This is a genomic window from Methanobrevibacter sp., from assembly GCF_030539665.1.
GTDB lineage: Archaea > Methanobacteriota > Methanobacteria > Methanobacteriales > Methanobacteriaceae > Methanocatella.
Genome location: NZ_JAUNXR010000001.1, coordinates 124,698 through 145,292, shown reverse-complemented (window position 1 = coordinate 145,292; position 20,595 = coordinate 124,698). Strand labels below are relative to the sequence as shown.

The following is a 20,595-nucleotide window of genomic DNA, read 5'->3' as shown; positions in this document are numbered from 1 at the left end:
AAAAGGATTTACGTAAATCCTATAAACAAACCTATGTGGTATATAATGAATGAAACAATATAAGCAGTTCCGGTTGTAATCATAACCATCACAATAGGCCATTTCCAACTATTTGTTTCCTGTTTTATTGTTGCCAATGTAGCAAAACATGGCACATAAAGCAATACGAAAATCATGAAGACGAATGCTGTTAACGGAGTAAATATTGTATGAATAGCTGTTTCTATACCAATACCTCCGCTGGCTGAACCGAAAAGTGCACTGAAAGTTCCTATAACTACCTCTTTAGAAACAATACCGAACAATAAAGCCACTGTTGGTTCCCATTGACCAAATCCTAAAGGAGCAAAAATTGGAGCTATAAAACTACCTAACTGCCCTATCAAACTTTGATGATCAGCATATTGAACACCGAGAGGGAAATAACCCAAAATCCAAATTATGATTGATGCAACGAGAATAATACTACCTGCTTTTTTAAGGAAATCCTTAGTTTTCTCCCAAGTATGCAACAAAACTCCCTTAAGAGACGGAATCTTATATGATGGAAGTTCCATAACAAATGGAGAAGACATCCCCTTAAATATTGTTCTTTTAAGAATGAATGCAACAATAATCGCTATTAAAATACCGATCAGATATATTGCAAATAGCATTTGTCCCTGATAAGCAGTGAAAAAGGCCGCAATAAACAAAGCATAAACGGGCAATCTTGAAGTACAGGACATGAATGGAATAATCATCATTGTTAAAAGACGATCAGATTCGTTTTCCATAGTCCTGGTTGCCATAATTCCAGGCACACCACACCCAAATCCCAAAATCATAGGGATGAAAGCCTTACCATGGAGCCCAACAAGCTTATGCATCACACGATCCATAACAAATGCGGCCCTTGCAAGATAACCACTATCCTCTAGAATACTGATTACCAAAAACATCAAAGCAATTTGTGGAAGGAAAATAACAACACCACCTACACCACCAATAAGTCCATCAACCAAAAATGATGTGGTAATGGTGTTTCCAAAGTTTGAAATAATGAACCGTCCTGCAGCATCAAAGCCTTGATTAATAAGATACTCGAAAGGAGCTCCTACACTAAACACTATTTGAAACATGCAATACAAAATAATTAAAAATATTGGAATACCTAAAATTCTATTAGTAACAATATTATCAATTCTATCAGTCCTTGATGGTTTTTCAATATCTGGCTTTGAAACAACCTCTTTTACAAGCCCATCAATAAATGCATAACGGGCATTCGCAATAATTTCTTCACCATCTTCCTTAAAAATATCATATAAATGCTTGTCAACTTTTTTTACTTCATCCATGATGATTTTTCCATGAGGTGCATTCTTAACCTTATCAACAATGATTTCATCATTTTCAAGCAATTTAATAGCTACCCATAATGAAGGAACATCAGACAACACATGATCTTGTTCAATCAAGTCCTGAATATCCCCCAAATGTTCTTTCAATTCATCTCCATAAACCAATTTTTTAGAACTATGAACCGGATGATTAGCTTGATGAATTGTTGTTTTTAATAGCTCATCAAAGCCTTCTTTATGTTTTGCATCAATTTCGATGACTGGAAAACCCAACAATTCACTCATTAAATCAATGTTAATATAATGCTCTTTTCTTTTTGCGAAATCATTCATATTTAAAGCTAAAATAAGATTAGCATCCAATTCCATCATTTGGACTGTCAAATACAAATTCCTTTCAAGATTGGCGGCATCTACAACGTTTATAATAACATCCGAACTCTCATCAACTATGAAGTCCCTAGATACTATTTCTTCAATTGAATGAGCGCTTAATGAATAATTACCTGGCAAATCAACAATATCAAATTTAACGCCATCATATTCAAAATGACCTTCTGCCTTCTCTACAGTTTTTCCGGGCCAATTTCCAACATGTTGATGCATACCAGTTAATTGGTTGAAAACAGTTGTTTTACCTACATTTGGATTACCAGCCAATCCAACAATTAACTCTCTCATTAATTAAACCCCCATTATCTAATAATTAGGAAAACCTAAACTACATTATATATTATAATTATTAGTATATAAACACTAAGAAAAAAAAGCAAATTAAACATTGAAAATAATGGGTTTTTATAAATAAAATAAGAACTACAATCATTGAATGATTGTAAACAAAAATAATGATTATTTAGGAACTTTAGCTCCACGAATACCGCTGTTACTACGCACCAAAATCACCTCCTTTAAATTAATGAAAAGTAAAATACTCAAAAGAGTATTTTAAATTTCTACGTGAATCCTATAAACAGACCAATGTGATAAATTATAAATGAAACCACATATGCTGTTACGGTTGTTATTAAAACCATTGTTAATGGCCATTTCCAACCATTTGTTTCTTGTTTTATTGTACCTAAAGCCGCAAAACATGGAACATAAAGCAATACAAAGATCATGAATACGAATGCTGTTAACGGTGTGAACACTCCATGCATAGCAGTTAGCATTCCTGCTCCCTCGGCATCTACGCCAAACAGCGTACCCATAGTACTTACAACCACCTCCTTAGCAACTACACCGAATAGTAATGCTACAGATGGTTGCCATTCTCCAAAACCTAACGGTGCAAATATTGGAGATATTATGGTACCTATTTGACCCATTACACTTTCCTGAGTACCATATTCAACACCCATAGGAATACTACTCAAAATCCAGATTATGATTGCAGCAGCAAGGATAATTGTTCCTGCCTTTTTAATGAAACCTCTTACCTTTTCCCATGTATGCAATAGCACACCTTTAACTGAAGGTACCTTATAAGATGGAAGTTCCATTACAAAAGGAGAAGACATTCCTTTAAACATTGTTCTTTTAAGAATAAATGCGACCATAATTGCCACAGCTATTCCAATCAAATATATTGAAAATAATATTTCTCCCTGATTTGCTGTAAAGAATGCAGCTATAAATAATGCATACACAGGCAATCTTGCAGAACAAGACATGAAAGGCAAAATCATCATTGTTAAAAGACGATCAGATTCGTTTTCCATTGTTCTAGTTGCCATAATACCTGGAACCCCACATCCAAATCCTAAAATCATAGGAATGAAAGCTTTACCATGAAGCCCTACAAGCTTATGCATCACACGATCCATAACAAATGCAGCCCTTGCAAGATAACCACTATCTTCAAGAATACTAATAAATAAAAACATCAACACAATCTGCGGTAAAAATGAAAATACACTTCCAACACCATCAATAATACCATTCGCGATTAATGATGAAACAAATGTTTCACCAAAAGTTGATATTATCCATTCCTTTAAAAAGTCAAAACCTTCCCCTAGAAGATCTTGGAAAGGTGCACCTACAGTAAATACTAACTGGAACAGAACATACAATATACCTAAGAATATTGGAATTCCTAAAATCCTATTTGTTACAATTTTATCAATTTTATCAGTTAAAGTTGGTTTTTCAACTGAAGGCTTGGATACTGTTTCTTTAATGAGCCCATCAATAAATGCATAACGGGCGTTGGCAATAATTTCTTCAGGAGGTTCATTGAAAATTCCCTTTAGATGTTTTTTAACTTTTTTAACTTCCCTCATTATTGCCTTACCGCAAGGGGCATTTTCTACTTTTTCAACGATGATTTCGTCATTTTCAAGTAATTTAATAGCTGTCCAGAAGGAAGGAATTCCATTTAAAGACTTATCTTTTTCGATTAAAGATTGAATGTCCACTAAATGTTCACCTAATTCCTCACCATAAACCAATTTTTTACTTGTATGAATTGGATTTTTTGCCTGTTTTTTAACTGTTTTTAATAGCTCATCAAATCCATCTTTGTTTCTTGCATTAATCTCAATTACAGGAAATCCCAATAGTTCACTCATTTCCTTAATTTGAATATAATGCTCTTTTTTCTTTGCAAAATCATTCATATTTAGAGCCAATACAATATTAGCATCTAATTCCATCATCTGTACGGTTAAATATAAATTTCTTTCAAGATTGGCTGCATCAACCACATTTATAATAACATCAGAGTTCTCATCTACAATGAAGTCCCTTGAAACAATTTCTTCAATTGAATGAGCACTTAATGAATAATTTCCCGGTAAATCAATAACATCAAAACGTATGTCGTCGAAATTGAAATGACCTTCAGCTTTTTCTACAGTTTTGCCTGGCCAATTTCCTACATGTTGATGCATACCGGTCAACTGGTTAAATACAGTTGTTTTACCAACGTTTGGATTACCAGCCAATCCAATAATAAATTCGTTCATCACGTATTCTCCCATATCATATAATAAAAAATGCTTATTCTTACAAATTTAGGTAAGCCTAAACATATAATTATATTATAAATTTCTAATATATAAATATTTAGGCATACCTAAATTTAATATCAGATATAATCATGAAAAATAAAAAAAATAAAAAATAAAAGAATTGATAATTATTTACAACATCCAAAGAAAAAGTTGAAAATTTTTTTAACAACTTTCTTTGCTGGATGGATATCCCTGTTTTCGTTTTTACAACTTGTACAATTTTTAGCCATGATATCACTTAATAAAAAATATTGAGGAAAAATCCAATATGGAAGAAATTAAATAATGGCAGAATTATTTAATTTCAGGTAGTTATATTTTTTATATTAAATTAGAAGAGAGAGATAGACTAATTTAATATATGGAGTTTATTTCTTTGTTTCTATCACAGCGATGATTAAATTACAATCATAATTTTCATCATCACATATACTGTTATACTTAATAGTATATAAAGTTTAGGTATACCTAAAAATTATTTTGTTTGAAAACAATGAATTATGTAAAATGAATAATTTTAAGTATAAAGTTAAACATAGACACTAATGTATTTTAATTTACAATCCCAAATTGTGAGGTGAGATTAAAATGGAAAAATCTAATGTAATTATTTCTATTATTATAGTAGTTTGTATTGCTGCAGGAGTAGCTGCATATGGATTGACAAATAGTGATAATGCTGTTTTCTCAGATTTAGCAGGCATGGGTTCTGATGGCGGAGAAAGCAACGGATTAAATCATAGTAATAATAGTGGAATACATATTGAAACCGGTACAGGATCCGGAAGCGGTTCTGGTACAGGATCCGGAAGTGGATCCGGAAGCGGCTCAGGCAGTGGATCTGGAAGTGGATCACACGTAACACCAAAACCTAAACCAACACCAAGCAGTGGAATAAGTGATGTTCAAGCACAAAAAATTGTTGAAGACCACATTTTACAACAAGGATGCCATGCTGGAACTCCTGTAAAAACATCAAATGGATGGAATGTTCCAATTATAAATGATGCTGGAAAACAAGTTGGATACATGTTGGTTTCCTTTAGTGGACAAATTATCGAAGGTGCTGGTGGATAATAAAATTAATTGAGAGGATTAAATCCTCCAAATATTATTTTTAAAAAGAAAACCATTAAATTTATATACTACTAACATCATAAATTAATAATACTGTAATGTAGGGCCCGTAGCCTAGCTGGATAGGGCGTCGGACTTCTAATCCGAAGACCCCGGGTTCAAATCCCGGCGGGTCCGCTTACCTTAATCTTTTTTTAAAATTTTTTTCTTAAACAGCAATTTAATAGAATTTAATGGGCTTGTAGCCTAGTCTGGAAGGGCGTAAGACTCCTAATCTTAAGATCGAGGGTTCAAATCCCTCCAAGTCCGTTTTTTTATAAAAATTAAAAATTGTATCAAATACTCTTTTTACAAAAAGTTTAAATATGTTCATATGAATATATGTTCATATGAGTTCCCATGATATATGTGAAATTAAAAGTATACGATCAGAACTACTAGATGAAATTTCACAAAAAATGAAAAATGATGATTTAATCCAAAAAACATGTGACTTATTCAAAATATTGGGAGATCCAAATAGGATAAAAATAATTTTGGCATTGAAATATGGCGAATTATGTGTTTGTGAACTATCCCTATTATTAGATATGAGCCAATCAAGCGTTTCGCATCAATTAAGACATTTGAGAAATGCAAATATTGTAAAATTTAGAAAAGAAAATAAACAAATTTTCTATAAATTAATTGATGACAAGATACTTGAAATCATAAAAGAGGGGGAAGAATATGAGCCATGAACATAATCATGAACACGAACACCACCATAAACATGAACACCATCATCATGAAGAGGATAGCTGTTCCTCAGAGGGAGGGTGTGCATGCTGTGATGGATCAATTCTTGAAAATATCGACGAAGAAGAAAAGCAATCTAAAAAACCATTATTAATATTTGTAGCTGGTTTGATAATAATCGGAATCGGATATTTAACTGAATTAATCTATCCCACAAATGACCTAATAAGTCAAATAATATTTTTAATAGCCGCAATATCCGTTGGAAAAGACATAATCATTTATGGTTTGAAGCAGGCAAGTCATGGACATGTAAAAATCCAATTTCTAGTTACAATAGCTACAGTGGGAGCATTTCTTTTAGGATCTGGAGAAGAAGGAGCTCTATTGATGGTTTTATTCTACCTTGGAGAATATTTGGAAGAATATTCCCTAAACAAATCCAAAAGTTCAATATTTAACTTAGTGAAACTAACCCCTGACACTGCAATGATCAAGCATGGTGACCACGAACATGAAAAAGCAGTTAAGGATTTGAAAATAGGAGACATTGTTGTTGTAAAACCGGGAGATAAAATTCCAATAGACGGAATAATAGTGAAAGGTCAAAGTTCTGTAAATCAGGCATCAATTACAGGAGAGAGCGTTCCAGTATCAAAAACAATTAACGATGAGGTTTATGCTTCAACAATAAATGAAGACGGATATCTGGAAATAGAGGTAACAAAGGAATCTGGAGATACCATATTTGCAAAAATTATTGACCTGATAAAGAATTCAGAGGAAAATAAGGCGAAGATTGATTTATTTATTGATAGATTTGCAGAAGTTTATACTCCAATTGTAGTGGTTTTAGCCATTTTGGTTGCTATCATACCAGCAATATTAGGCTATTCAATCTATGAATGGACCTATAGGGCACTTACATTGCTTGTAATCGCTTGTCCTTGTGCACTTGTAATCTCCACCCCTGTTTCAATAGTATCTGCAATTACCAAAGGTACAAAAAATGGAATTATCATAAAAGGTGGGGAATTCATAGAGGAACTTTCAAGAATTAGAGAAATCCTATTTGATAAAACAGGAACTTTAACAGAAGGCAATCTGAAAATCAATGAAATAAACAGCAATTCCGATTACACTGAAGAAGAACTTGTTGAGATAGCATGTTCAATTGAAGCCCAATCCAGCCATCCTATTGCAAATACATTTAATGAATATAGGCGCGAAAACAATATAAAACTTTTAAATGTTGAAAATTTCGAATCAATAGCTGGAAAAGGTCTGAAGGGAACTATAAATAATATAACCTATTACATCGGGAAAAAAACTTTATTCAACAGCAATATTTCTGTGAATAATGGTACTGAAGTGTTAATCGGGACTGAAAAGGAAGTTTTAGGTTTGATTACACTTACTGACAAAATAAGGCCTGAAAGTAAATCCACAATTGATTCCCTTAAAAAACTTGATATAAAAACCGCAATGATTACGGGAGACAATGAAAATACTGCAGAAAAAGTAGCCGACAAACTCGATTTGGATAACTATTATGCTGACTTACTTCCAGAGGATAAGGTAAAAATAGTTGAAGAGTCCGTTGAAAAATACGGGGATGTGGCGATGGTTGGTGATGGGGTTAACGATACTCCTTCACTAGCTATGGCCAATGTAGGTATTGCAATGGGTCTTGAAGGAGCAGATGTAGCTATTGAAACAGCAGATATTGTTTTGCTTGAGGACAAACTGTCCAAAATAGTACTTTTAATTAAATTAGCTCGTAGAACAATGAGCAAAATTAAGTTCAATGTTGCTTTCTGTTTAATTGTAAAAATAGCATTGATGATTCTTGGAGTCGCAGGATGCATCAATCTTTGGGAAGCTGTTTTAATAGGAGATATGGGAATTACCCTAATCGTTGTTGGAAATTCCCTTTTACTTGCTAAATGAGTCGAGAGTGGTTAAGCTCTCCTCTTCTCTTTTTTCTAGTTTTTTGTCAAAGGATATTTTCCCATACTGGCCTCCACCACCAGGAATGATATCCAATGTTTTATTTCTAAACCCTTCAATTCCTGGAGCAATGGAAGAATCTACTTTTTCAATATCTTCAATCGGAGTATTGATAAGTACATCGATTTCTGTTCCAAAACTATCTATTAATGCCTGCCACTTGCCCTGAACTGTTTTTGTGGTTACTCCCTTATCATAAACAGAGGAAATGAGCTCTGCCAAAGGCATTAGATGGATATATGGAGGCCTGAAATCAGGATGCTTCGGTTCATTATAATCTGCAATTTCAGATATTCTGAAGTCAACTCCTTTCTTTATTGTTCCCCCGCAGCTGCATTTCATTTTATTTTCCTTTGCAATTGATGGATCGACCAATTTGTAGCATTTAGTACAGGCAGTCATGTGATATTTGCCTAAGTTAGGAATCATACCATAATTTGCTTTAACATCATGGTGTTTTATTGCCTTTTTAATGGATGAATATGACATATCTTCAAACTCTATTTGATTAAATTCACGACCTAACCTATGAGGCCATGGAGAATGAGCATCGGAGTTTGTAAGAAATGTAAAGTTCTTAAGTTCAGCTACAGTATCCGCCATGAAAGTATCTGCAGACAACCCCAGTTCAACAAAATCAGGCTCGGCCTCATAACAATCATAAACACTGTTGAAACGTTTATACATGCCAGTCCAAGGAGTAAAAGCATGAGCAGGACCAATTAGACAATCATACTCCTTAACCAAATCCCTAAGTTCTGCACCAGTATAAGGCGCTCTTGGACGACCGTCAGTATTCTTATTTTTGGATTTGAGTTTATCAGAAATTTCACGAGCAATATCTAAAGATGGAATAATAATTAAATGATGAATACGATTCTTTCCCTCAACTTCAGTAGTTAGAACAAAATCCATATCATCAAATGAATAGATGCCCTCATTAGTCTCGGTTGTTGTCTCCTCAATAATGTCGAGCCATCCAGGATGAAATGCATCTCCAGTTCCTAAAAGCTGCAAACCTTTTAATTTGGATTTTGGAGCCATATTCTTAATAAGCATATCTTTAGAACTAGCCATTGAAAAACAGCTATGAACATGAAAATCAGCATTCACTAACATAAATAAAGATAGTAAAAATAAGTATATTAATATTTAGTTTAAAATAAGAAAAAAATGATAGAAGGTTGAATAAACCTTTTATCCTATATATCTCAAATCATCATCCGGACTTGATGACCTGTTCATTAATTCGTGTTCCATTTTTTGTGCTTTTTCTAACATTTCACGAATTTCTTTAGCTTTTTCATCAAGTTTATCAGTGTTGATTTCGAATTTTAAAAGTTCAGTGAGTTTGGCAAGCATTGCTTCAGCAGATTCCGCATCAATAAAGTAACCGCTTGTTTCACCCATTAAACAAGAACCATCTAACCCTAATCTTTTACCTATTCCTAAGAATAACCCAGATGCACCAACAATTCCACCATCATTGGATCTAATGATAATATCTACTTCTTTTAATTTTTCAATGTTTTCTTCACAAGTAGCAGCACCATAAATCTTAGGATTTTCAACAGGATGGCCAGTAGCTAAACCACCAAGAGTGTAAATTGAAGATATTTCAAACTGTTCTAAAAACATCAAAATATCCTTACAGATAGTGTACTGAGCTTCTGGAGACAATCCTTGAGTATTTCCTACAAGAAGGATTACATCAAGATTATCTTCACCAAGATCCTTAATATAATACAATTCATTAATCATATCTTCGATTATTCCGTCATCACCGACAAAAACTTGTGGTGGGAATGCTGGAGAGTAGATCTCAGCAAATTTAACTGCATCAAGCTCATCAATCATATGATCTGCAGCAAGTTTTCCAACATGGCCTAAACCTGGAAGAGCTTCAATAAAAATAGGATTGATTAATTCTATTTCTTTTAAAACGTTAATTTCAGTATATTTCATTTTTTCATCTCCCTTAAAAAGAATTATTTATTCATGGTTTCTTTTTTTAATTTACGACGATACTTGCCATACTTATCCTCAATAGAAAATTTGGGAGGATAAATTACATGTAATGGACCGCCACATTTCGGACAGCTATCTTCAAGTGTATATATTCCACACTCATTACATTTATGCATTTTCATTTTCATTGAAAAAGACCCCATAAAAAATTAATAGAATTATTCCAATTCTCTTAAAAAGGAACCAGTACCACCAGATTCTTCGATTCTAGCAATACATCTATCGGATGCAGCTTTTAAAGCTTTTTCAGCTAAAATATAATCAGATGATTTTACTGTAATCCTATATCTTGGAGCACCAACACATTGTACAGTAATTTCCTCTTCTTCATCACCATTATCTTCAGCTTGTTTAAGAGCATCAATAATAACTTCAACACCATTAGGTACAAAAGTTTTGATATCAACATAACCGCTAATATGAACTTCTGGAGGTGTGATATTCTTTTTAGCTACTTCAGTAATAGCTTCAGCCCATTCTTGGTCAATTCCTTCTTCTGTAAGAGATTCAACACCTTCGTCAGCAGCAGTTTCAAAAGCACCATAGATATCACCAAAGATATCCATCAACTGATAACCGACTTCATCATAAGCAGTGTCCAAATTCTTATCTAAAGATTTGGCGACTAATTCTAAGAATTTTTCAGCTTTTTGCTCTATTTTCCATTGCTGAATCTTTTTAGTTCTTTGGTCTTCCCTAATTCTTTTTAAAGAAGCATCAACATGCCCTTTTTTAGGGTTAACTCTTAAAACACGAGATACAATTTTTTGGTTTTCTCTTACATGATCTCTAATGTTTTTAACCCAACCAGAAGATACTTCAGAAATATGAATAAAAGCTTCCTTACCATAATATTCTTCCAGTTTTACGAAAGCCCCATAATTAAGAACTTTATAAACAGTACCAACAATAAGTTCTCCTTCATCAGGCCATTCTTGATTTTTTCTTACCATCTAATCACCAAAATAAAAATAAAAAAAGGATAAAATAAACTAAAAGTGAATTTAGTTTAATACTTTATCAATATGTGCCATAATTTTAGCTTTTCCGCCTCGGGATTTGACAATGGTTTTACCACAAATAATACATTTTACATCAGAAGCAGCACGATCAAATATTACTTGTTCATTGTCACAATCTAAACATTTTACTTTTAAAAAGTTTCCTCTACCTTTACTAACCATATCAATCACCTATTTTGCTACAAATTCTGGTTTACCAGTTCTGAAAGATTGTTTGATGTGTGATTTACCACATTCTTTACATTTTAATCTTAAATCTAATTTTTTAACAGGTTTGTTTCCAGCAGGTAAAGGCCTTGGGTAACCTCTGTATCCAGCAGTTACACGTCTGAATTGTCTTTGTCCCCATTTTAACTCACTAGCTTTTCTTTTTTTAGCAGTATGTACTTCGTGCATTGTGTGTCTTTTACAATGTGGACAGTAAGTTCTTTTTTCTTTTGGTATTTTCATATTTTTTCACCATAAATAAGTATTAATCTATTTACAAATTTATCTAATTAAAAATCTTACAAATTAGAGATAAAACTTTTAAGTAACTGGTCAAGTTTACTAAAAGCAAAAATCCAAAATTAAAAAAATAATTTTTTTAATATTATAAATAGACATTTATTATATATGTTAATTATTAATATTTAAATATTGGTATTAATAGCAATGGATCCATTCAAACAGTTTTCAAAAAAAAAACATTTGAAAGATTATGGCTAAACTAGATTTTTAAAATACGGCCCTTACGATTTTTAACAAAAATCATTGCATTGATTTTAGGCATGACAACAATATCCTGCGGATTAAAAGGACCATAACAGACTTCATCAACACCAACAATAGGACCTATCTCATCAAAAATAAGCAAATTTACTAATTCACTTTCTTTAGCTAATTTTTTAGATTCCAAATCAACAAATTCGTTTCTATCGTCATATAAAGCTTTGAATTCCTCATCTTCCTGTTTGTTAATTTGCTTTTCTATAGGTTCTCGTTTTTCATCTTTAATAACACGAGCATTTGAAATTTCATCTAAGCGATCTAAAGTTTCATCTCCTTTAGATTCATCCACAGGAGTTTCAATATCCTTTTTTGGCTCTTCTACCTCCACATCCAAGGGGATTTCCTTTTGAGCTTCATCAGCCTGAGTATTAAAAGTCCTTTTTTTAACATTCTTCCCATCTTCGTCCTCAGTAAAATCAGATAAAGAAATGTTGTTCCTATGATCTTTCAAAGCGTCAAGCAAGGAAAAATAGAACTGCTCTTCCTCAGGAGTCAGATTCAATGGAGTGGTGTCTATCAAATCAAACTTAGGTTTTCCTGTAAACAAATGATAAGACCTGTGAATATTAACAACTGCAGCATCGGTAATCTTATGCTCCCTTCTTTCACAGATTTCAGTAGCTACCATTTGAGTATCCTTAATTAATTTATATTCATCAGCAAAGAAATCTGTTCCAACAGACTCTCTAAGCTTTGCTAAATACTTATGAATATCCTGATAAAAAGTTTCTTCAACACGAGCTAAAGTAGAACTCTTACGTTCCTTTTTCTGTATTTGTCGTAACATTTGATAAAATTGGTCCACTTCTTATCATCTCTTAAAAAATAATAAAAAAAAGTTAGAAGATAAAAATTAATTTAATCTTCTGTTTCGAGTCTTGGAGCTAGTAAAAAGCTGAGTTTACCATCACCAGTCACCATTTTAAGTGAAAGACCTAAAGGCATATCAGTTCCAAGACTAATTTCAGCTACATCTGAGAATTTGTCTGCTTTGAGCATTTCTCTAATTTTATCTAAGGAAAATGATGACTTCGCAACTTCGTCTATTTCCTCACCATGGATATATTCCACACTTGCGTCTCCAAATTCACCATCAGCAGATGCAGTAAATTTTTCCTCATCAACTTGTAAGCGTATCTTGTCAGAAAAGATTTCAATATCGTTGATTGAATCTTTAAGTAAGCTAAATGGCACTTCAAAGTTGGTTGGATGTTGAAGTTGTGGAGGTGCTGGATTATCATATTCTATATCAATCAATCTAATTTTAAATGTTCTAGTAGCTTCACCATCAAAAGTAATAACAAAATTACCTTCCTCTACAGCCATTAAAACTCTATCATTTGATTTAGAACGTTTAAGTACCCTCATAAATTCATCAGTATCAATATTGATTTTTTCAGGCTCATCACAGATATATTCATCAAATAAATCCACATTAAGTTCTAAATGTACAAATGTTATGTGACTACGGTCTAGAGCATCTAATCTCATGCCCTCACTATCAGTTTGGATTTGTACTTCATCAACAATGGATGAAATAGCATCAAAACTTGTTTTTAAAATACTAGAATCGCTTAACTCTGCTTTGAACATAATAATCCTCTAAGTTAATGATTAATAAATACATATATTTTTAATTTTATTATTATATATATTTTTTTTATTTAACCGTTTAGGCTAAAAATTAAAAATATTTCTACCTGTTAGCCGCTTCTTTCATTGATTTGACATATTCTTTTAATGGCTCTGTTGCATCTGCACCATATTCTTCAATTATTTTAACAATGGCACTGCCTACAATGACACCATCAGAATATTTGGAAATTTCTGCAGATTGTTCTGGAGTGTTAATACCAAAACCAACAGCAACAGGAATGTCTGTTACTTCCCTAATGTCTTCAATAATGGACTCCAAATCTGTTTTGATTTCAGATCTCATTCCAGTAACTCCAAGAGAGGATACGACATATATAAAGCCAGATGCGTTTTCCGCAATCATTTGAATTCTTTGTTTGGAAGTTGGAGCTATTAGGGAGATTACGTCAACCCCATATTTTTTAGCGATTGGGTCTATTTCATCCTTCTCTTCAAATGGAATGTCCGGAGAGATTATTCCATCAACACCCAACTCCTCACATTTTTTAAAGAATTCTTCATAACCGTAAAAGAATACTGGATTAATGTATGTTAAAAATACAAGAGGAACATCCGATTTTTCACGTACTCTTCTTATAACTTCAAAAACGTCATCTGTAGTTACATTATTCTTTAAAGCACGAACATTAGCTTCTTGAATTACAACACCCTCGGCCATCGGATCTGAAAACGGAATTCCAATTTCTATCAAATCACAGCCTGCCTCTTCCATTGCCAAAATAAATTCAACTGTTTTATCAAGGTCGGGATCGCCTGCAGTTAAAAATCCTATGAATGCAGTTCCATTTTCAAAAGCGTTTTTAATTTTACTCATATAATTCAACTCCCCTATATCTTGCAATTGATGCAACGTCCTTATCTCCTCTTCCAGATAAATTAACTACAATAATATCATCCTTATCCATTTCTGGAGCTATTTTCATAGCATGAGCCACTGCATGTGAACTTTCAATAGCTGGAATTATCCCTTCCATTTTAGACAGGTATTCGAAAGCCTGAACTGCTTCCTCATCAGTTACTGGAACATATTCAGCTCTTTTGATATCTCTCAAATGTGCATGTTCTGGCCCTACCCCCGGATAGTCCAGTCCTGCAGACACTGAATAGACCTCTGAGATTTGACCAGAATTGGTTTGATTGAAAATGGATTTCATACCATGGAATATTCCAATCTGGCCTTTTGTAAGGGCAGCAGCATTATAGGGAGTATCAATTCCTTTTCCTCCAGCTTCACAGCCAATTAATCTTACATCCTCATCCTCTATGAAGTTGTAGAATGCACCCATCGCATTGCTTCCACCACCAACACATGCCAATACTGCAGTTGGGAGTTTTCCTTCTTTTTCAAGCAATTGTTCTTTAATTTCCTCACTGATAATAGCTTGGAAATCACGAACCATCATTGGAAATGGATGAGGCCCCATTGTTGAACCAATAACATAATTTGTATCATCAATTCTTGCAATCCATTCCCTGAATGCATCATTTACAGCATCTTTAAGGGTTCTTGTACCTGTTTTAACTGGATGAACCTTGGCTCCCAACAATTCCATCCTATAAACATTTAATGCCTGACGTTCTGTGTCTACCTCGCCCATGAACACTTCACATTCCATATCCAAGAGGGCTGCAGCAGTAGCTGTTGCAACACCATGCTGTCCAGCACCAGTTTCTGCAATAACACGAGTTTTACCCATCTTCTTTGCAAGCAAAACCTGTCCCAATACGTTGTTAATTTTATGAGCACCTGTATGATTTAAATCTTCACGTTTAAGGTATATTTTAGCTCCACTAAGATCCTTTGTCATTCTTTCCGCATAATATAGCAAAGACGGCCTTCCCGCATATTCCTTTAAAAGTGTATTTAGCTCTTCTACAAACTCAGGATCTTCCATGAACTTATAATACTGTTCTTCCAAATATAGCAATTCATTCATTAAAGTTTCGGAAATGTACTGACCACCATATTCCCCGAATCTACCATCACATTTATTCATTTTTAACCTCCATTACTTCTCTGATTTTTTCTTCATTTTTATAACCGTTAACTTCAACACCACTGCTTAAATCAATAGCATAAGGATGGAATTCATCAATGGCGCTTTTAATATTATTGCTGTTTAGCCCACCAGCTAAAAAAAAGTCCTTACCAATATTTTTATTTATTAAATCCCAATTAAAAGTTTTTCCGCTCCCTTTACCACTATCCAAAAGCAAATAATCAACATCTAATTCTTCATATTCTTCCAGATTTCCATCTTCTTTAATTTCAATGGCCTTAATCAATTTCAAACTTGGTTCCAATTCCTTCAATTTAGATATGTACTGCTCATTTTCATTTCCATGTAACTGAGCCATATCAATTACATCATTTCTATAAAGATTTAGAATATCTTCAATTTCGGCATCAACAAATACTCCTACAACAGGTATTTTTACCTTTAAAAAAGATTTGAGTTGTTTTGCAGTTTCAAAATCAATCTGCCTTTTACTTTCAGCAAATACAAAACCAATATAATCTGGAGCATATTTATTGATTATCTCAATGTCCTCCCGACGTCTAAGGCCACAAATCTTTATTTTAACCATTTTTAAGCTCCTCTATTAAAGTAGCCTTATCATTTGATCTCATTAAAGTTTCCCCGATTAAAACTGCATCCACATCATTTTCTTTCAAAACCTTAACATCATCGGGAGTTTTAATTCCGCTTTCTGAGATAAATATGATGTCTTTAGGAACATTTTTTCTTAGATTAACTGAATTATTAATATCCACCGTAAAATCCTTTAGATTACGATTATTAACACCAATTATTCTTGCACCAGCATTTAAAGCCCTTTCGATTTCATCCTTGTCATGTGTTTCAACAATAGCTGAAAGACCTAAACTGTCTGCAAGTTCAAGATATTCTTTAAGTTGACTATCATCCAAAATGCTTACAATCAATAGAATGGCTGATGCTCCAATAAGCTTTGCTTCATAAATCATGTACAGATTTATTGTAAAGTCTTTTCTTAAAAGAGGAGTTGATACGTTTTCAGAAATTTCTTTTAGAATTTCATTTGATCCCTGAAAGAAAAAAGGTTCTGTTAGAACAGAAATTGCTGATACTCCTGCACTTTCATACTCTTTTGCAATAGTCAAATAATCAAAATCCTCTGCAATCAGACCTTTAGAGGGTGATGCTCTTTTAACCTCACTAATAATCGCTATAGGTTTATCCTTCAATGCCTTTTCAAAAGGAAAATCTTTATTAATCTCCAGGTCAGCGACCTTTTCTTTTATTTCTTCCAAAGACTTTCCACTCATTCTTTCTTTTGTTTTTTCAGTTATCTTTGCCAACATATTAATCATTAGTAAGTTTAATAAATTTGTTTAACTGTTCTAAAGCCTTGCCTGAATCAATTATTTCCTCTGCGAGTCTGATTCCTTCATCTAATGAATCCACTTTGCCTGCAGTGTATAACCCCGCTGCAGAATTCATCAATACGGCATCCCTTTGAGGTCCTTTTTTACCTTTAAGAATATTTAAAGTGATTTCTGCATTGGTTTTTGCATCCCCACCTACAATATCCTGTTTTTTAGCTAAAGGAATTCCAAAATCCTCTGGAGATATTTCATATTTACTTATTTCAGAATCTTTTATTTCACAGACAGTTGTTTTATCAGATATTGAAATTTCATCTAAGCAATCCTGACCATATACAACCATAGCTGATTTGATTCCCAAATTCAAAAGTACATTGGCTAATGGTTCTACAAGTTCTTCTGAATAAACGCCTAAAACTTGATTTTTTGCATTTGCAGGATTTGTAAGAGGTCCTAGAATATTAAAAATAGTTTTGATTCCAAGCTGGGATCTTACATTTGCCACATGTTTCATTGCCTTATGATATGTTTGTGCAAATAGGAAACAAATATTGGCTTCATTGAAAACTTCCAAGCTTTCCTCAGGACCCAAATAAATGTTTACACCAAGTTCTTCCAGAACATCTGCAGCTCCACATTTGCTTGATGCAGAACGATTTCCATGTTTGGTTATTGGAACACCTGCAGCAGATATTATGATTGATGATGTTGTGGAAATGTTAAAACTATTTGATTTATCTCCACCTGTTCCTACAATCTCCAAAACATCCAAATCTGTTTCAAATTTTAATGCATGATTTCTCATTGCTTCAGCAGATGCAGAAATTTCTTCAATTGTTTCTCCTTTAATAGATAATGCTGTCAAATAGCTACTGATTTCAATTTCGCTAGCCTTTCCACTCATTATTTCATCCATTGACTTGTAGGCTTCGCGATAAGTTAAATCTTCACCTTCTGCAAGTTTTGAAATACACTTATTGATTGTATAGTCTCCAAGGAAATTCTTAACAATTGTAAGGCCATCAGGAGTTAAAATGGATTCCGGATGAAATTGAAGGCCATATACTGGGAATTGCTTATGTCTAACAGCCATTATCTCCCCATCATCACTTGTAGAAATTACTTCCAACTCTTCAGGAATTTCATCTTTTAAACTTAAGGAGTGATATCTTCCAACTGTTATTGGTGATTCAAGATTTTTGAAAAGTTCATCTCCCTCATCAAAAGATATGATTGAGGATTTTCCATGCATCAATTTATCGGCATAGGTTATGTTTCCTCCAAAAGCAGCACAAATTGCTTGATGTCCCAAACAAACTCCAAGAATTGGTATATCTCCTGCAAATTCCTTTACAACATCTATGCAGATTCCCGCATCCTCAGGCCTTCCAGGGCCCGGTGATAAAATAATCGCCTCGGGATTTAAATCCCTGATTTCATTTAATGTTACCTTATCATTTCTAAAAACCTTTATGTCCTGATTAATTTCCCCTATCAATTGATATAAATTATAAGAGAAGCTATCATAATTATCTATTAGTACAATCATTTTATCCCTCCATCAGCTTCTTCCAAAGCATTAATAACTGCAGCCGCCTTGTTTAAACATTCATCGAATTCGTTGTTTGGGATGCTGTCTGCAACAATTCCCGCACCGGAACGTATGAATACCTTGCCATTTCTTGCAAAAGCAATTCTAATGGAAATGCAAGTATCTATATTGCCGCTTAAATCAATATATCCGATTGCACCACCATATATTCCCCTTTTATTATTTTCAAGTTCGTTTATAATTTCACATGCCCTTATTTTTGGTGCTCCAGACAAGGTTCCGGCAGGCAAGATTGAATCTATTGCTGATAATGAATCCAAATCATCTCTCAATTTTCCTGTAACAGTGGATCCTATGTGCATTACATGTGAAAATTTCTCAATGGAGAGATATTTGTCCACATGAACACTGCCTATTTCTGAAATTCTTCCGATGTCATTTCTTCCCAAATCAACCAGCATATTATGTTCTGCCAATTCTTTTTCATCTGAAAGAAGTTCTTTTTCTAATTTTAAATCTTCTGAAACTGTTTTACCTCTTGGACGAGTTCCTGCAAGTGGGAATGTATATAATTTTCCATCATCTAATTTTACAAGAGTTTCTGGTGAGGCTCCTGCAATTTCAATATCGTCACTAGAGAAATAAAACATGTAAGGAGAAGGGTTTCTGGTTCTTAAAACCCTATATGTATCAAAAAGACTTCCTGAGATGTCTGCTTCAATTCTGTTTGAAAGCACAACTTGGAAAATATCTCCTTCCCTAATGTAGTTCTTGGCTTTTTCAACCATGCCACAATATTCTTCCCTTGAAAATACCGGTTTAAAATCTGATTTGAGTTCTAATGTAGGTACATCTAACTTTTTACCATTTTTAATCAAATCTTCCAATTCTTCCAAATCATCAATGGCTTTTTGATAATTTTCTTCCAAATTGTCGGTTTTCATGTTTGCTATCAATATTATCTTTTGCTTGAAGTTATCGAATACAATTACCTTATCAAATAACATTAAATCAATGTCTTTAAATTGATCTTGGTTTTCTGCATCTAGTTTAAGGGATGGTTCGGCATATTTAATATAATCATAAGCAAAATATCCGACAAAACCTCCAGTGAATGTAGGCAGGTCCTTAATTTTTGGAGATTTATTCTCTTTTATCAATTGCTTAATTATCTCACGAGGGTCGTCTGTCTCAATCGTGGTTACTTCGTCATTGCATAACTCTTTAATATTTACAACATTATTTTGACATGTAAATTCCAAAAGAGGATCATATCCAAGAAAGCTGTATCTTCCCCACTGTTCACTATCTTCTACACTTTCAAGCATGTAACAATGTTTGCTTATATTTTTAAGAATTTTCATTACTTCAATAGGAGTTGCAATATCTGACAGAAGTTCACAACTTATTGGTATTCTTTTATATTCTTCATTTTTTGCTAATTCTTTTACTTCTTCTAAAGTTGGGGAAAACATTTTTATCACTACTATTAATATAATATAATGTACTATTTAAAGCCTTGTTGTCATAAAATGTACATTGAAATTGATTTTAAAAAAAATAATTAAAGACTGTCTTGATTACGATTGAATTCAATAACAATCTTTTTAATTTCATTTTTAGACAAATAAGGTAAACCTTCAGCAAGTTCCATTTCCAAATCCTTATTCATTTGCATTCTCTTTTGAACATATTCATCTTGAGAACATGATTTCATGTATTCTTTATTTAAATTAGAATATTTTGTGATAACTGGTTGGATAAAAGTTTCAATATCCTTATCTAATCTATCATTAATAATTTTTTGTTTCTTGACACCGCTTAAAAGACCAAACAAAGCAATGAGGAAACCAAACATTACAAAAGTTAAACCTAAAACAATATAATCCCAATTATCCATAAAATAAACTGTAAAAATAAGTCCTAAAATTGCAATTATTGCACCGATTGTTTTTAAGTTCATAAAAAATAATTGTACTACATTTTATAAAAAAATTTTGATTAAAAA

General features: G+C 33.1%; 20 protein-coding genes and 2 tRNA genes. 5 read left to right on the top strand and 17 right to left on the bottom strand.

All coding sequences use genetic code 11. The features are described 5' to 3' along the window. Positions 1-8: 8 nt before the first annotated feature. Both feoB (Q4P18_RS00605) and feoB (Q4P18_RS00600) read right to left on the bottom strand, forming a co-directional pair. Positions 9-2,024, bottom strand: a complete 2,016-nt coding sequence (feoB, locus tag Q4P18_RS00605) for a ferrous iron transport protein B (RefSeq protein ID WP_303334432.1) — start codon at positions 2,022-2,024, stop codon at positions 9-11. A 275-nt stretch (positions 2,025-2,299) separates the two neighbouring features. Then, positions 2,300-4,315, bottom strand: a complete 2,016-nt coding sequence (feoB, locus tag Q4P18_RS00600; protein WP_303334430.1) for a ferrous iron transport protein B — start codon at positions 4,313-4,315, stop codon at positions 2,300-2,302. A 636-nt stretch (positions 4,316-4,951) separates the two neighbouring features. Between feoB (Q4P18_RS00600) and Q4P18_RS00595 the strand changes: the two genes are divergently transcribed. The 5 genes from Q4P18_RS00595 to Q4P18_RS00575 all read left to right on the top strand — a co-directional run bounded on the left by Q4P18_RS00595 (position 4,952) and on the right by Q4P18_RS00575 (position 8,128). After that, positions 4,952-5,440, top strand: a complete 489-nt coding sequence (locus tag Q4P18_RS00595; protein ID WP_303334428.1) for an endoglucanase — start codon at positions 4,952-4,954, stop codon at positions 5,438-5,440. Positions 5,441-5,543: 103 nt separating this feature from the next. Continuing rightward, positions 5,544-5,617: transfer RNA gene (locus tag Q4P18_RS00590), tRNA-Arg, on the top strand. Between the two features lie 58 nt (positions 5,618-5,675). Continuing rightward, positions 5,676-5,749, top strand: a tRNA-Arg gene (locus Q4P18_RS00585). 80 nt (positions 5,750-5,829) lie between these two features. After that, on the top strand, positions 5,830-6,180 hold the full coding sequence (locus Q4P18_RS00580; RefSeq protein ID WP_368660177.1) for an ArsR/SmtB family transcription factor: 351 nt from the start codon (positions 5,830-5,832) through the stop codon (positions 6,178-6,180). Continuing rightward, positions 6,170-8,128 (top strand): cation-translocating P-type ATPase, encoded by a 1,959-nt coding sequence (locus tag Q4P18_RS00575; protein ID WP_303334424.1) that lies wholly within the window; start codon positions 6,170-6,172, stop codon positions 8,126-8,128. The genes Q4P18_RS00580 and Q4P18_RS00575 overlap by 11 nt, the downstream gene beginning before the upstream one ends. Here the strand turns inward: Q4P18_RS00575 and Q4P18_RS00570 are convergent. The 15 genes from Q4P18_RS00570 to Q4P18_RS00500 form a co-directional block, all read right to left on the bottom strand. Beyond that, on the bottom strand, positions 8,114-9,307 hold the full coding sequence (locus tag Q4P18_RS00570) for a TIGR00375 family protein (protein WP_303334422.1): 1,194 nt from the start codon (positions 9,305-9,307) through the stop codon (positions 8,114-8,116). The genes Q4P18_RS00575 and Q4P18_RS00570 overlap by 15 nt on opposite strands. Positions 9,308-9,385: 78 nt before the next feature. Beyond that, positions 9,386-10,153, bottom strand: a complete 768-nt coding sequence (locus Q4P18_RS00565; protein WP_303334419.1) for a proteasome assembly chaperone family protein — start codon at positions 10,151-10,153, stop codon at positions 9,386-9,388. A 23-nt stretch (positions 10,154-10,176) separates the two neighbouring features. Then, complete coding sequence (locus Q4P18_RS00560; RefSeq protein ID WP_303334417.1) at positions 10,177-10,344, bottom strand: RNA-protein complex protein Nop10; 168 nt, start codon at positions 10,342-10,344, stop codon at positions 10,177-10,179. 30 nt (positions 10,345-10,374) lie between these two features. Further along, the gene (locus tag Q4P18_RS00555; RefSeq protein ID WP_303334415.1) at positions 10,375-11,169 is read right to left on the bottom strand and encodes a translation initiation factor IF-2 subunit alpha; all 795 of its coding nucleotides are present in this window, start codon (positions 11,167-11,169) and stop codon (positions 10,375-10,377) included. A 51-nt stretch (positions 11,170-11,220) separates the two neighbouring features. After that, positions 11,221-11,400: a 30S ribosomal protein S27e gene (locus tag Q4P18_RS00550; protein WP_178647609.1), complete on the bottom strand. Its 180-nt coding sequence runs from the start codon at positions 11,398-11,400 to the stop codon at positions 11,221-11,223. A 9-nt stretch (positions 11,401-11,409) separates the two neighbouring features. Continuing rightward, on the bottom strand, positions 11,410-11,688 hold the full coding sequence (locus Q4P18_RS00545; protein ID WP_303334408.1) for a 50S ribosomal protein L44e: 279 nt from the start codon (positions 11,686-11,688) through the stop codon (positions 11,410-11,412). A 259-nt stretch (positions 11,689-11,947) separates the two neighbouring features. Further along, on the bottom strand, positions 11,948-12,796 hold the full coding sequence (locus Q4P18_RS00540) for a hypothetical protein (protein ID WP_303334407.1): 849 nt from the start codon (positions 12,794-12,796) through the stop codon (positions 11,948-11,950). Positions 12,797-12,867: 71 nt separating this feature from the next. Next, complete coding sequence (gene pcn, locus Q4P18_RS00535; protein ID WP_303334405.1) at positions 12,868-13,602, bottom strand: proliferating cell nuclear antigen (pcna); 735 nt, start codon at positions 13,600-13,602, stop codon at positions 12,868-12,870. Positions 13,603-13,705: 103 nt separating this feature from the next. After that, on the bottom strand, positions 13,706-14,479 hold the full coding sequence (trpA, locus tag Q4P18_RS00530) for a tryptophan synthase subunit alpha (RefSeq protein WP_303334403.1): 774 nt from the start codon (positions 14,477-14,479) through the stop codon (positions 13,706-13,708). Then, positions 14,472-15,662, bottom strand: a complete 1,191-nt coding sequence (gene trpB / locus Q4P18_RS00525) for a tryptophan synthase subunit beta (RefSeq protein ID WP_303334401.1) — start codon at positions 15,660-15,662, stop codon at positions 14,472-14,474. The genes trpA and trpB overlap by 8 nt, the downstream gene beginning before the upstream one ends. Continuing rightward, complete coding sequence (locus tag Q4P18_RS00520; RefSeq protein WP_303334400.1) at positions 15,655-16,254, bottom strand: phosphoribosylanthranilate isomerase; 600 nt, start codon at positions 16,252-16,254, stop codon at positions 15,655-15,657. Before Q4P18_RS00520 ends, trpB begins: the two co-directional genes overlap by 8 nt. After that, positions 16,247-17,011, bottom strand: coding sequence for an indole-3-glycerol phosphate synthase TrpC (gene trpC / locus Q4P18_RS00515; RefSeq protein WP_303334399.1), 765 nt, complete (start codon positions 17,009-17,011; stop codon positions 16,247-16,249). The genes Q4P18_RS00520 and trpC overlap by 8 nt, the downstream gene beginning before the upstream one ends. Position 17,012: 1 nt before the next feature. Then, positions 17,013-18,584 (bottom strand): bifunctional anthranilate synthase component II/anthranilate phosphoribosyltransferase, encoded by a 1,572-nt coding sequence (locus Q4P18_RS00510; RefSeq protein ID WP_303334398.1) that lies wholly within the window; start codon positions 18,582-18,584, stop codon positions 17,013-17,015. After that, positions 18,581-20,062, bottom strand: coding sequence for an anthranilate synthase component I (gene trpE / locus Q4P18_RS00505; RefSeq protein ID WP_303334397.1), 1,482 nt, complete (start codon positions 20,060-20,062; stop codon positions 18,581-18,583). The genes Q4P18_RS00510 and trpE overlap by 4 nt, the downstream gene beginning before the upstream one ends. An 89-nt stretch (positions 20,063-20,151) precedes the next feature. Next, the gene (locus Q4P18_RS00500; RefSeq protein WP_303334396.1) at positions 20,152-20,550 is read right to left on the bottom strand and encodes a hypothetical protein; all 399 of its coding nucleotides are present in this window, start codon (positions 20,548-20,550) and stop codon (positions 20,152-20,154) included. Between the last annotated feature and the right edge of the window lie 45 nt (positions 20,551-20,595).